General features: G+C 66.0%; 13 protein-coding genes. 3 read left to right on the top strand and 10 right to left on the bottom strand.

The window, feature by feature from the left end:
* Window positions 1–67: 67 nt before the first annotated feature.
* Complete coding sequence (locus HPY64_10595; protein NPV67582.1) at window positions 68–1,300, bottom strand: 23S rRNA (cytosine(1962)-C(5))-methyltransferase RlmI; 1,233 nt, start codon at window positions 1,298–1,300, stop codon at window positions 68–70.
* A gap of 357 nt (window positions 1,301–1,657) precedes the next feature.
* Here HPY64_10595 and xpt point away from each other — a divergent pair, with 357 nt between their 5' ends.
* Both xpt and guaA read left to right on the top strand, forming a co-directional pair.
* Window positions 1,658–2,233, top strand: a complete 576-nt coding sequence (gene xpt / locus HPY64_10590; protein NPV67581.1) for a xanthine phosphoribosyltransferase — start codon at window positions 1,658–1,660, stop codon at window positions 2,231–2,233.
* Window positions 2,234–2,270: 37 nt separating this feature from the next.
* Window positions 2,271–3,827, top strand: a complete 1,557-nt coding sequence (guaA, locus tag HPY64_10585) for a glutamine-hydrolyzing GMP synthase (GenBank protein ID NPV67580.1) — start codon at window positions 2,271–2,273, stop codon at window positions 3,825–3,827.
* A gap of 7 nt (window positions 3,828–3,834) precedes the next feature.
* Here guaA and HPY64_10580 read toward each other — a convergent pair whose 3' ends face one another.
* The 4 genes from HPY64_10580 to HPY64_10565 are packed head-to-tail and all read right to left on the bottom strand — an operon-like array spanning window position 3,835 to window position 6,894.
* The gene (locus HPY64_10580; protein NPV67579.1) at window positions 3,835–4,353 is read right to left on the bottom strand and encodes a GNAT family N-acetyltransferase; all 519 of its coding nucleotides are present in this window, start codon (window positions 4,351–4,353) and stop codon (window positions 3,835–3,837) included.
* Window positions 4,354–4,363: 10 nt separating this feature from the next.
* Window positions 4,364–4,882 carry a GNAT family N-acetyltransferase gene (locus HPY64_10575; protein NPV67578.1) on the bottom strand — a complete coding sequence of 173 codons (519 nt, stop codon included), beginning with the start codon at window positions 4,880–4,882 and terminating at the stop codon, window positions 4,364–4,366.
* 23 nt (window positions 4,883–4,905) lie between these two features.
* Entirely contained in the window at window positions 4,906–6,273 is a 1,368-nt protein-coding gene (locus HPY64_10570) for a cytochrome-c peroxidase (GenBank protein ID NPV67577.1), read from the bottom strand.
* Window positions 6,274–6,300: 27 nt separating this feature from the next.
* Complete coding sequence (locus HPY64_10565) at window positions 6,301–6,894, bottom strand: histidine phosphatase family protein (GenBank protein NPV67576.1); 594 nt, start codon at window positions 6,892–6,894, stop codon at window positions 6,301–6,303.
* A 144-nt stretch (window positions 6,895–7,038) separates the two neighbouring features.
* Here HPY64_10565 and HPY64_10560 point away from each other — a divergent pair, with 144 nt between their 5' ends.
* On the top strand, window positions 7,039–7,263 hold the full coding sequence (locus tag HPY64_10560; protein ID NPV67575.1) for a YtxH domain-containing protein: 225 nt from the start codon (window positions 7,039–7,041) through the stop codon (window positions 7,261–7,263).
* A 100-nt stretch (window positions 7,264–7,363) separates the two neighbouring features.
* Here the strand turns inward: HPY64_10560 and HPY64_10555 are convergent, their stop codons facing one another.
* The 5 genes from HPY64_10555 to HPY64_10535 form a co-directional block, all read right to left on the bottom strand.
* Entirely contained in the window at window positions 7,364–8,329 is a 966-nt protein-coding gene (locus HPY64_10555) for a M42 family metallopeptidase (GenBank protein ID NPV67574.1), read from the bottom strand.
* 243 nt (window positions 8,330–8,572) lie between these two features.
* Complete coding sequence (gene lexA / locus HPY64_10550; GenBank protein NPV67573.1) at window positions 8,573–9,283, bottom strand: repressor LexA; 711 nt, start codon at window positions 9,281–9,283, stop codon at window positions 8,573–8,575.
* A gap of 156 nt (window positions 9,284–9,439) precedes the next feature.
* Window positions 9,440–10,555 carry a Gfo/Idh/MocA family oxidoreductase gene (locus tag HPY64_10545; GenBank protein NPV67572.1) on the bottom strand — a complete coding sequence of 372 codons (1,116 nt, stop codon included), beginning with the start codon at window positions 10,553–10,555 and terminating at the stop codon, window positions 9,440–9,442.
* Between the two features lie 60 nt (window positions 10,556–10,615).
* Window positions 10,616–11,449, bottom strand: coding sequence for a TIM barrel protein (locus tag HPY64_10540; GenBank protein NPV67571.1), 834 nt, complete (start codon window positions 11,447–11,449; stop codon window positions 10,616–10,618).
* Between the two features lie 171 nt (window positions 11,450–11,620).
* Window positions 11,621–12,658 (bottom strand): LysM peptidoglycan-binding domain-containing protein, encoded by a 1,038-nt coding sequence (locus HPY64_10535; GenBank protein NPV67570.1) that lies wholly within the window; start codon window positions 12,656–12,658, stop codon window positions 11,621–11,623.
* Between the last annotated feature and the right edge of the window lie 207 nt (window positions 12,659–12,865).

Here is a 12,865-nt window from a genome sequence, read left to right as displayed (position 1 = left end):
GGCCGGAAGACACCGCACCGTCCGGCAATCGTATCGCTGACATCGTTTGCCGATGCCGGGCAGTAGTTCAGTATACGCGCAGCAGCAGGCCCTTGAGGTACTCCCCTTCCGGGAAGGTCAGGGCGACCGGATGATCCGGCGCGGCGCCGAGCGTCGCCAGCACCTGGGCGTCGCGCCCGGCGTCGATGAGCGCCCCGAAGACGATCTTGCGGAACAGATCAGCGCTGACGCCACCGGAACAGGAGAAAGTCAGCAACAAGCCGCCCGGTCGCAGCAACTTGAAGGCCAGCAGGTTGATGTCCTTGTAGCCGCGTGCGGCGCTTTCCACCTGGCGGGCCGTCGGGGCGAACTTGGGCGGATCGAGGACGATCAGATCGAACCACTGGCGTGCGTCGCGGCAGGCCCGCAGGTACTGGAAAACATCGGCCACCACGAAGTCGTCGTCCGCCACCGGGAAGCCGTTGAGGGTCACGTTGCGCCGGGCCAGCGCGATCGCCTCCGCGGAGATGTCAACCGTGACCACCCGCCGGGCCAGTCCATCCAGGGCGTAGACGCTAAAGCCGCCGGTGTAGCCGAAGGCGTTGAGTACGATCCGCTGGGGCGCTTCAGGGTCATGACGGAGCAGGTTGCCCAGTAGCAGGCGGTTGGCCCGCTGGTCCAGGTAGAAGCCGGTCTTGTGTCCGCGCCGGATGTCCACCAGAAAGCGCCGCCCGTGCTCGTCGATCTCGATCAGGTCGGGTGGCTCTTCGCCGGCCAGCAACCCGACCGCCGGTTCCAGCCCTTCCTTATCACGTACGTCAGCGTCACTGCGTTCATAGATGCCACGTGGCTGTAGATCGTCCATCAGCAAGGCAACAATCTCAGCCTTGCGCACATCAATGCCCAGCGTGAGCGCCTGCAGGACGAGCCAGTCGCCATAGCGATCGACGATCAAGCCGGGCAGGTAGTCGTTCTCAGCGTTGACCAGGCGATAGGCCCGGGGGATGCCGCCGGCGTAAGCCAGGTTGTCCTCAACGCGGGCGTCGATCGCCCGGCGGAGTCGCTCTCGCCAGAAGGCAGCGTCCACGCGCTCGGAGGCATCCCAGCTCAGCAGGCGGACTTTGATCTGCGAATGGGGGTTCCAGTAGCCGGTCGCCAGGAAGGCGCCGCTGGAATCGACCACGCGCACCAGATCGCCGGGGGCCGGGTCGCCGTGAACCGCCGCCACCGCCCCGGAAAAGACCCAGGGGTGACGGTTGAGAACGGCCTTTTCCCGCCCGGCGTGCAGGACAACCGTGGGGAGTACTGGTGAATCTAGCATGGGCCTAGCATAGCAGAAGGCGCGGGCGGTGACCAGCCGCAAAGTGTTGGGTGCGGGCGAAAAGGGAGATCGGGGACAACCGACGGGATAACCCCACGCTCCGATTGTGGATAAGGGCTGGAAGACCTGTGGATAAGCCGCCGGAATTTGGGATAACTCTGCCGGGCTTGGGAAAACCGGGGGTTATCCCCGCTGATTTGGGAAAAATTAGAGATATGTTGGGATATGGTTAGAGCGTTTGTCCATCGGGCGTGCCGCGCGCTCCGCCGCTTTTTGCGGCAATGTGCCCATACAAGGGCCGCGCCTTCCGCGCTACAATGACCGGCAAGGCATGGGCGCAGCGAAAGGACAACCCCCGTGGACGAATTGAAGGCGCGCATTCTGGCCGAGGGGCAAAACCTCGGCCATGGCATTCTCAAGATCGACAGCATCCTCAACCACCAGATGGACCCCCTCCTGATGAAGCGTATGGGCGAGGAATTCGCCCGCCGCTTTGCCGACAGGCATGTGCAGCGCATCCTGACGGCGGAAGTTTCCGGTATTGGCCCGGCCCTGATGACCGGCCTGGTGATGAACGTGCCGGTGGTTTACGCCCGCAAACAGAAACCGCTGACTATGTCCGGCCCCGTCTACCTGGAAGTTGCGCCCAGCCATACCAAAGGCGGCGAAGTGTTGCTGCTCGTCTCCGCTGAATTTCTGCACGCTGGCGAGAACGTGCTCGTCCTGGATGACTTTCTGGCCTCCGGGCAGACGATCGAAAAGCTGGTGCGCATGGTTTTCAGCGCCAAAGCCAACCTGGTCGGGATCGCGGCGGTGATCGAGAAGCTCTTTGAAGGCGGGCGCGAGCGCATGGCCAAGTATGGCGTACCGATCGAAGTACTGGTCAGCATCAGCGAGATGACCGATGACGGGCGCATCATCTTTGCCAACTGAGCACCCTAGGGACGCCACAGCACCTGTGCGCACCCCGATGACCGATCTCAAGCAGGGCGGCCTGGTGATCGTCGATTACGGGTCGCAGTACACCCAGCTGATCGCCCGCCGGGTGCGGGAGCAGGGTGTCTATGCCGCGCTGGTGCCCTATACCGCCAGCGCCGAACAGGCGCTGGAACACCGCCCTGCCGGGATCATCCTCTCCGGAGGGCCGGCCAGTGTCTATGAGGCGGGCGCGCCGGACCTGCCGCGCTGGGTGCTGGCCAGCGGCCTGCCCGTCCTGGGCATCTGCTACGGCCTGCAATTGCTCACCCAGGCCCTCGGCGGGCGGGTAGCCCCGGCCCGTGAACGCGAGTATGGCCCGGCCACGATTGCCATCGCTGCGCCCGGCCCGCTTTTTGCCGGGCTGGAGCCGCAACAGCCGGTGTGGATGAGCCACGGCGACCGCCTGGAGGCGCTTCCGCCGGGCTTTCGGGTATTGGCCCGTTCGGAGAATTCACCCTACGCCGCCATCGGCGACGAAACGCGCCGCCTGTATGGCGTGCAGTTCCACCCGGAAGTTACCCATACCCCCGCTGGCGCCGAGATGTTGCGCAACTTCGCCCTGGGCATCTGTGGCTGTGAACCGCGCTGGCAACCGGAAGCGTTCATTACCCAGGCGATAGCAGCCATTCAGGAGCGTGTCGGCGGGGGGCGCGTCGTGCTGGGACTCAGCGGCGGCGTAGATTCGGCGGTGGCTGCTGCTTTGCTGCGGCGGGCCATCGGCGACCGTCTGCTGCCGATTTTCGTCAACAACGGCCTGCTGCGCCTCAATGAGGCCGAGGAGGTCATCCGCACCTTTCGCGACGAGCAGGGCCTGCATAACCTGCTGGCCATTGACGCGACAGAAACCTTTCTGGAGGCGCTCAGCGGTGTGACCGATCCGGAACAGAAGCGGCAGATCATCGGGCGGGTGTTTGTGGAGGTCTTCGAACAGGCGGCGGAGCGTTCCGGGGCGCTGGACTGGCTGGCCCAGGGGACGATCTACCCGGATGTGATCGAGAGCGCGGGCACCGGGCGGCCCGGCGCCCACGTGATCAAAAGCCATCACAACGTTGGCGGCCTGCCGGAGCGGATGCGGGAGCGCCTGGTGGAGCCACTGCGTGACCTGTTCAAGGATGAGGTACGGCGGGTGGGGGCGGCGCTGGGCCTGCCGGAGGCGATCCTCTGGCGGCAGCCCTTCCCCGGGCCGGGGCTGGCCGTCCGCTGCCTGGGCGAAGTCACCTGGGAGCGGCTGGAAACGCTCCGCAAGGCCGACGCCATCCTCCGCCAGGAGCTGGCGGCAGCGGACATGCTACGCGGGGAGACGGCTCAGGCTTTCGCCGTGCTGTTGCCGGTACGCAGTGTGGGCGTGATGGGCGACCAGCGCACCTATGGCGAGGTGGTTGCCCTGCGGGCGGTGACCACACAGGACTTCATGACCGCTGACTGGGCGCGCCTGCCCTACGATCTGCTGGGGCGCATCGTCAGCCGGATCGTCAGCGAAGTGCCGGGCGTCAACCGGGTGGTCTACGACATCACCCCCAAGCCTCCGGCCACGATCGAATGGGAGTGAGGGGCGCTCACCAGGGCAGCCCGCACAGATCGATCTCGCCCGGCGGCCAGGTCAATCCCTCCCGCAGCGGCAGGATCAGGACGTGCTGGCTGGCTTGCTGGCGTTCCCCGCGCCAGCTGGTGAAAAACAGCGGCCCCGCCACCGGTTGCCAGCCCAGGGCCGTGTAAAATGTCAGACGGTGTGCCTCACAGATGAGCAGGCCGAAGTCCGCTGCTGTCTCTTCTCGCATGGCAGCTTCGGCGCGGGCCAGCAGCGCCCGCCCTACGCCGCGCCCGCGCCAGCCCGGCTGGACGATCACTGCCCCGATCCCGGCCAGCGCCACCGGCTCCCCCCCGACGGTAGCTTCCCGCTCCGTGATGCTCAGGTGACCGATCAGGTCACCGCCGATGGTGGCCAGCACGCGCCAGTCAGCGGGCGCGGTGTGCGCCATCGGCCAGTGGAATTCATGAAGAAACCAGGCCGCGATCTGGTCAAGCCATAGCCGGGGCACATCCCCCGCCCGCCAGAGCGTGATCACTGGCTGCATCGGCGACGCCTCACCAGGGCAGGCCGCACAGGTCGATTGTCCCGCCCGGCCAGGGGCGGCCCGCCAGCGGCAGAATCATAACCACGGCCTTCATCTGGCGCTTGCTCCCATCCGGCATGGCTACCAGCAGCGGATCGTCGACCTGCTGCCAGCCGTGGCGGGCATACAGCGGGGCGCGATCGGGGCCGGTCACCAGCAGACCAAACGGAGCGCGCAGGGCTTCCCGCATGAACTCGCCAGCACGAGCGACAGCAGCCGAGGCATACCCCCGCCGTCGAAACTCAGGCGGGGTCATCACCGTGCTCAGCCCGGCCAGGGGCAACGGCTGGCCGTCCAGCGCGCAGCGGCGGGCGACGACACCGGCGTGGCTGACCGGCATGCCGCCATCCCACACGATCACCCGCCATTGCGCCCGGCTCCAGGTGTACTCATTGGGGGTGAAGCAGGCTTTCTCCCACACGGCGAGCAGCGGGCGCAGCGCTTCCGGCAGGTCGGCGTCAGCATAGACGGTAGTGGTGATTTCTGGCATCAACATCCCTCGCAGATGCAGCGTCAATACCCACCGACGGGCAGGCCGCTGGGCACGGCAGGCGGGATCAGGTCGCTCAGGTCAGCGGCGGCGGGATCGGTCAGCGCCTCCAGGAAGGCCAGCAGCGCCGCTATATCCTCGTCTGTCAGTGGCATAGGGGATCCGGCCAGCGGGTCGAGCGTGCTCAGGATCGCTTCCAGCGTTAGCGGATCGTTCCAGATATTAGCCGCCAGTTCCGGCGTGAGTTGCCCCGGATCATAGCCGCGCAGCTCATCCAGCGGGGCGATCATGTGCCGCACTGCGCCTTCCAGCGTCGTGTAGGCCCCATTGTGCAGGTACGGCGCGGTCAGGGCAACATTACGCAGCGGCGGGGTACGGAAGGCGAAGTGCTCCGCCGGGTTATGGGTGCGCCGCCCGCGCCCATAGTCGAGCGGTCCTTCCTCCTCCTGGCCAGGACCCAGCTGGGGCGCGGCCACGTTGTGAAATGCCTGGTCGGTCAGCAGCGGCCCGGCATGGCAGCGGGCGCAGCCCGCCGCGCCGTAGAACAGCCAGGCGCCTTGCCGCGCCTTGTTGCTCAGGGCGGTATCGTCCCCGGCCAGGAAGCGATCAAAGGGGCTGTCCGCGAAGGCGAAGGCCGCCGCCTCGTAAGCGGCGATGGCCTCTGCCGCATGCTGGAAGCCGATCTGCTCCGGCGGCATGTCCGGGAATGCCGCCCGGAACAGGTCAACATAGCCCGGCACGGCCAGCAGCCGATCGGTCAGCGCCGCCCAGATCGCGGCGTAGTCGGGGTCAAGTGCCGGGTCGTCCAGCAGGGCCAGCGTATTCTCTGCACCATCGATGTCGACGTCGCCGGGGAAACCGCGCATCTCCGCCGGGGAGGTGACCGGAAACATGGCCTGGGCCGCCAGGACGCCTGATAGCCCGCCCGGCAGCGCCTCCCCCGCCGGGGTGCTAAAGCGGCCATCGGCCTCCTGCATCACCCGCCCATCCCAGAACATCACCTGCCAGGCGGGCTGCCCCCGGTTGAACAGTTCCGGCGCGTGACGGGCGATGAAGGGGCGACCGGGCATATGGAAGCGGGCCGGGCCAAGTCCGCTCGTGCCCGTGCCCAGGCCCAGCGACACCCCGTCGCCGGTGGCCAGCAGCGGGTGGTGACAGGTGGCGCAGGCGATATCCCGGTTGCCGCTGAGAATCGGGTCGAAGAAAAGCGCCTCCCCCAGCGCGTAGCGCGCCGGATCCGGTGGCGGGAGCGCCGGCAGTGCTTCCACGCCGTGCGCCTCCAGCAAGGCGCGCAGGTCGCTGGTGGACGGCCCATCCCCGGCCAGCATGCCGCCAGTGGCGATCACCAGCAGGGTGAGCAAGGTAGCAACGGCGATCGGTCGTCCGGACACAGTACGTTTCCCGCCAGGCGGCATCGTTCAGGGCAGGGGCAGGTTGGGGTATGGGGCGGTCAGGAAGGCGCAAAGCGGGCGCAGACTGGCCCGATCTACCGCGGCGACCGCCGCGAAGCCCACCGCCCGCCAGGCGCTGAGGGTGGGAAGCTGGCCGCGCAGGTGAGCCAGGTAAAGCGTCAGCACCAGCCCATGCGAGATAACCGCGATCGATTCTTCTGATGGGTGCCAGGAAAGCACCTGGGCCATTTCTCGCTTGAAGCGGTGCAGCGCGGCGGCGGCTGGTTCCCAACCGTGCGGGCTTTCCGCCGGGTTGGCGAAGCAGGCGGCGACAGCCGCTTCATAGCTGTGTTCGTCCGGGGCGGTATAGGCGCTGCGGTCCAGTTCGCCAAAGGCCGAGCGGGGGACAACCGGGATGTTGTAGCGCAGGGCCGCTTCTTTGGCTGCCGTGACCGCTTTTGGCTCGCGGCTGGGGTAGACGGCACTGATGTGCGGCCAGAAGGGCGCGTTGAGGAGGGCCGCTGTTTGCGCCTGCCCGATCTCGCTGAGGCCCCAGCTTGAGGCCGGAGTCTCCAGGTTGATCTGGGTGTGCGGGTGACGGATCAGGTAAATCAGGGCCATCGGCACTCTCTCCGGTTGAACGACCTTCTGCCTACATTGTAATGCGTAATGCCACAATTGACGCTCCTGCCAGCCAGCGCGGGCCGGGATGTGGTATACTGGGGCACACGTGAGGAATTGGATGTGGCAGGGAGGCAGGAGCGAATGCGCCGAATAGGGATGTTCATACTGGGGGTGGCGCTGGGGGCGCTGGTCGGGGTGGTGCTGGCGGCTTTGCTGACGCCCGCCTCCGGCGAGAAGATGCGCAAGGAAGCGCAGGCCTACTACGAGCAGCTCCTCGCCGAGGCACGGCAGGCCGCCGAGGCCCGCCGCCGGCAGCTTGAGCTGGAACTGCGGGACATGACCGGCGGCGCGGATAGCCCCGCCTGACCGCACACCTGATAACCCCGGGGCCGTGGCGGTGAAGCCACGGCCTTTTTTGTTGGGTGCGTCCCGGTGATGGTCTGTGCCGGGCTTTTTATGAGCCGACTTACCCCTCATCCAGCAAGTAACGGGCGATCAGGTGCGCGGAATGTTCCAGCGCCTCGCGGTGGGTGCGCTCGTAGGAGTGCGAGGCGTCCACGCCCGGCCCGATCAAACCGACCCGTGCGTCACCCCCCGCCCGCCAGTAGGCCGTACCATCTGAGGCGTAGTGCGGGTAGATGTCCACCCGGTACGGGATGCTGAAGGTTTCCGCCAGGCGGCGCAGCCGGTTATTAACCTCGAAGTGGTATGGCCCGCCGCTATCCTTGACGCAGATGGTGGTGTGGAATTCGTCGGAGTTTTGCCCGTCGCCCAGCGCAGCCATATCCACCACGACCATCTCCGCCAGATCGTCCGGCCAGCCCGCCGCGCCGCCATGCCCGACTTCCTCGTAGTTGGTGATCAGGATGTACGTGTCCTGGGCGGGGACAGCGCCCGCCGCCTGTAGCGCGGCCAGCCCGCCGTAAATACAGGCTACGCCCGCCTTGTCATCCAGAAAGCGGGAACGAACAAAACCGCTGGGCGATAGTTCCACGCGCGGGTCAAGGAAGATGAAGTCGCCGACCTCGATACCCAGCACCCGCACGTCGTCAGCGCTGGTCACCCGCTCGTCCAGGCGGATTTCCATCGTCTCCTCGTTGCGTTCGGTGGTGTGGACGCCGCGGTTAACATGCACGCCGGGGTTGACCGGGATTACACTGCCCCGGTAGCGGCGGTTATCATGCGTGCGGACGGTAACGCCCTCAAATTCGATGCCGCTCCACATGATCCCCCCGATGTTGGTGGCACGTAGCCGTCCGCTGCTCTTGATCTCCTTGACCATCAGGCCGAGCGTATCGGCGTGGGCGGTCAGGCCGCGCGGCGCGTCAGCAGCCCTGCCCGCCACCCGGATCAGCAGTGCCCCTTTGCGCGTGCGGGACGTGCTCAGGCCGGGCATCTGCAGCGCGGCAAAGGCATCTTCTACATACTGCATCGCTTCCACGTGATAGCCGGTCGGGCTGGGCGTGTTCAACAGGCCGACCAGGAAGTCAACCAGCGCATCAACAGGGATCGTCAGGTCCGTCACAGGGGCCTCCAGCAGGGCAAATCCGGCGCAGTATGGCGGGATTATACCTGAAACAGCGCCGGGAAGGGCGCGGATAGCCCCAAGGGAGGCATAACAAACCGGGCCAGCCTGGAGGCCGCCCGGCGCAGAGTTGTTCGTTGCCTGAGACGATCAGAGCATGCGCACTACGCCCAGCACCTTGCCCTGAATCTGGCAGTTGTTGGGATGGACGTAAATCGGCTTCATGTTGGGGTTGCGCGGCTGCAGGCGAATGCGCGTCCCTTCGTCGTGGAACTCCTTGAGGGTGGTGGTGCTATCATCCGGCAGCCAGACGGCCACCAGGTCGCCATCCTGGCAGGTCTGTTGCTTGCGCAGGATGACGATATCGCCATCGTCGATCAGAGCGTCGATCATCGAGTCGCCCTGCACCTTGAGGGCGAAGACCTCGCCGGGGTCCAGGCCGCGCAACATGGTGCGCGACACCTCAATCACGTCAATGTCGGGGTCGTAATACTGGCCGAAGTCACTGCCCGGCAGCAACACCGGTTCGCTGGCGACTATGCGCCCGACTAGTGGCACCAGGGCGACATTGGCCGGCTCGTAGGCGCGCACGGGCTGCTCGATCAGCGGGACGCCGGTGCGCCGCCGCAGCAGGCGGATGCCACGCGATTTCTCCCGCGTGCGCTCCAGCCAGCCCGCTTCAACCAGCTTATTCAGATTGTAGTTGACCACCGACGTTGAGGCGATGTCACAGGCTTCGCCGATCTCGCGGATAGTCGGCGGGAAGCCTTTCTGGTCGGAGAATTTCTCGATGAACAGAAGGATATTCCGCTGGCGCTCGGAAAGTTCTTCAAAAGGGTTTGGCTGGTCGCTGGTGATCATGGACGGCACCTCGCACATCAGTTCTATGAATTGCCCACAGTATAGGCGAACAGCAGTTCGATGTCAAGTCTTTTCCCAAATTATCGCAACTTTTTTCCCTGATCTGGTGGGACCCGGCGGGAAGGAAGGAATCTCCCCCCGCCGGGCCTGACCGGCTCAGACCGCTGCCGCGGTGGAGACCGACCGGGCGCGCACTTCCTCCGCCCTGACCTCCCGTCCCAGGCGTTCGGAGAGGTAGATGCCCTCCGAGATCAGCATGGTGTTGAGCGCCAGCGCGTCAGTGGGCAGCAGGTCCACGCGCCCCTGTAACGCGGCGATCCAGTGATGCTGCGGGCTATCGTAGACATCGCCGTCGGGGTAAACATTGTGCCGCCGCCAGTTGAACGCGCCCATATCCGCTGTGCAATCCAGTTGCAGGTCACCCGCGTTGCGGTAGAACCCGAATGGTTCCAGGCGGATGCCGCCCAGCGATCCCAGCACGATCGAACCGTCGAAGCGATCCAGATGCACGGCCCAGGCTTCGATGATGTCCAGTGTCACGCCGCCCGCCAGCCGTACAAAGCCCAGCCCCAGCTCCTCCACGTCATAGCCGCTGAGGGCCTGGCGCTGCAGGTCCATTGGCGTTTCCTGGTAGGTCTTGCCGCTGATGGTCAGCACATCCGGGTTGTCCAGCAGGTAAAGCATCCGGGCGATGTGGTAGACGCCCATGTCGTAGAGCGCGCCGCCGCTGGCCTGCGCCTTTTGTACGAAGGCGGGCGTGCCGTAGCCGTCCACATAGGGACGCCCCCGACGGCGGTGGCCGGTTGAACGGGCGTGGTAAAGCCGCCCCAGTTCCCCGGCGTCGATCAGGCGGCGGGCGGCCAGTGTCTCGTCTTTGAACAGGGTGCTAAGCTGGATGCTCAGTCGCCGCCCGGTCTGACGCGCCGTCTCATACATCCGCAGTGCGTCGATATACGCCCCGGCCATCGGTTTTTCGCAGTAGACGTCTTTGCCCGCTTCCAGCGCGGCCACGGTGACCGGCATATGCAGGTTATTGTGCAGGCAAACATCGACAGCCTGGATGTCGTCCCGCGCCAGCAGGGCGCGGAAGTCGGTGTACACGGCGGGGATGTTGTGCTCGGCGGCCACACGCCGCGCTTCGGCCTCGTTGATGTCGGCCACGGCGACGATCTGGGCGCCGGGGACTCTGGCGTATTCACGAATGTGATGCTTGCCGATCTGCCCCACGCCGATGATACCCAGGCGGATCGGTTCCGCTGCAGAACTGCTGATCGTCACAGCTTACCCTCCTGACCGGGTGCTGCCCGGTCGAAGCACCGAATCGGAACCGCCCTATTCGCCCAGGACACGGGCGATCAGGGCGCTGGTCTTGCGCACACCGGCGTATTCATCGCCGTCGCGCGGGACGCTCTCGATCCCCCACACGCCATTGTAGCCACTGTCGCGCAACAGGCGGATGATGCGGGGGATGTCGGCGGTGATCTCGTTGCCCGCCTCGTCGAAGGCGAAGGTCTTGATATGGGTGGCGCGGGCGTAGCGTGCGCAGAGCGCCCAGCCGCGCTCACGCATCCCTTCAGCCCAGTTATTGGTGTCAAAGAGCAGGCCCAGGCCGTCGATGGCTTCCAGCATCCGGACGACGTTCTCCGGCACGTTGGAAGCGCCCCAGTGGTTCTCGATCAGCAGTTCAATGCCCAGGGCGCGGGCGCGCGGGATCAGGTCATGATAGCCTTCGACGACGATCTGGAACTGCTCAGCGGGGAAGTCCGCTGTACCGCCGGAGTCGATGCGGATCTGGCGGGCGCCGAGCCGCGCCGCCGCATCCAGATAGCGATAGGCGATAGCGCGGTTGATGGCCCGCGCCTCCGGCGTTGGCTCATAGATGTGCGCCCCGTCAACGGCCACGCAACCAAAGGGCATCCCGGCCTGTTCCGCCGCCGCTTTGACCCGCGCCAGGAAGGCCAGCTCGTCAGCGGTCAGGGCGGCGCTGGCCGGGTCGCCGCTCGCCCTGATCACATCGTCGCGGGCGCGGATCGGGCCGAAGTGCCCGTTCCAGGCGTCCAGTTCCGCCGCGCCCAGTTCCTTGCAGTCCGTGATGTACTTGAAGATGTCCTGCTTGCCGTCCTGCAGCAGGCGGTGAAAGCTGTAGGAACAAATACTGAACTTCATGCGGGTTTCCTCCTGCCGATGCTACTGCCAGTGCCCGGTAGTGTAGAGCCAAGCTACGCCGGGCGCAAAAGCCAGAAGGCCGGGAGACCGGGAATGACGAGGCAGGCGGCAAATGGCAGGGCAAGAATCCAGGAGTCCGGGAAATCGGCCCCACTGCCTGTTCCCGGTTTCCTATTCCCCATCTGTGTCTGGCGCGAGGATCGGTCTGCCTTCCGCATAGAGGACGGCGCGGGTTGTCCCGGTGGCCAGCGGTGTGATCAGCATATCCACCGCCAGCGCCGCACCGGGGGCCAGCGCTCCCGCGGGGCGCTCGATACGCAGGCCCGTGATCCGATCGGCGTCATCGTACAGGACACCGATCACCAGCAGATCGCCTACCGGGAGCAGCCCATCATGGCGCACCTGTCCGGCCAGCCGGATCAGCCCGCCGTCGATCGTCAGGGTCGGCTCGCTGACAGTCAGAGAGACAACCGGCAGGGATGCTTCCCCCGGCAGGCTATCGCCCAGCAGCCCGGCGCGGGCGGAAGCGAAGGAAGGCGGGGCCTGAAAGCGGACAGCATAGGCGGCCCGCTGGCCGGGCAGGATGGCCGCCTGGGGCAGACTGGCGGCGCGCCGGGCCGCCACCCGCCCTGCAGCATCGATCAACTCCACCTGGATGTTGACGCCAGTCAGCGGCGCGGCGGATTCCGCGTTGACGGCCCAGCCCAGGCAAACTACCTCGTCAGCCGGCGTGCGGTAGCAGACAGGGGCGGGCAGCGGCTGGATGCCCGGCGTCGCGGTTAGCAGGTAGCGGGCCAGTGTGGCGGTGGCGGGTCTATCCCGTTCCGCCGGGATCAGCAGCACCTGGCCGGGGTAGACCAGCCGGGCGGGCAAATCGCCGTTGGCGGCCTGCAACGCAGCGATGCTTACGCCGAAGCGCTCAGCAATGCGGGCCAGCGTATCGCTTTCGGTAACGGTGTAGTAAAACGGCGTGGCCGAGGGCGCAGGGGCGGCGCTGGTGGCTGCCGCCGAAGGGGTTGCCGGGGCGGGGGTAGCTGTTCCGGGGGTGCGCGGGGTAGCCGCGGGCGAGGCCAGGGTGCGCAGAATGAGGGTGGCCTCAGCGGTGGTAGGGACTTCCAGCGGCAAGGGGGGCAATGTGGGGGCGCAGGCGGCCATCACCCAGACGAGCACACAGAGCATGGCGATCTCGCGCAAACCCCAGCGGCCCATTCCGGTGTGTATCCCTCATTATCCAGCAGGCGGGTGTGATATCCCGCATTATAGCCCGAACTGCTGAAAGGGAAAGCCGCCGTATTCTTTCACGCAAAATGTTACCGAGGGGGTATGGTTCACTCAAAAGATAATGTTACCGAGGGAACCATGTCCAGCGACGAACAGATGACCATTGATGAACGACGCAAGTACCTGCGAACGATG

It is taken from the genome of Anaerolineae bacterium (assembly GCA_013178165.1).
Classification (GTDB): domain Bacteria; phylum Chloroflexota; class Anaerolineae; order Aggregatilineales; family Ch27; genus Ch27.
Note: the sequence above shows the minus strand (reverse complement) of the source record. Positions and strands in the feature narration are given on the sequence as shown.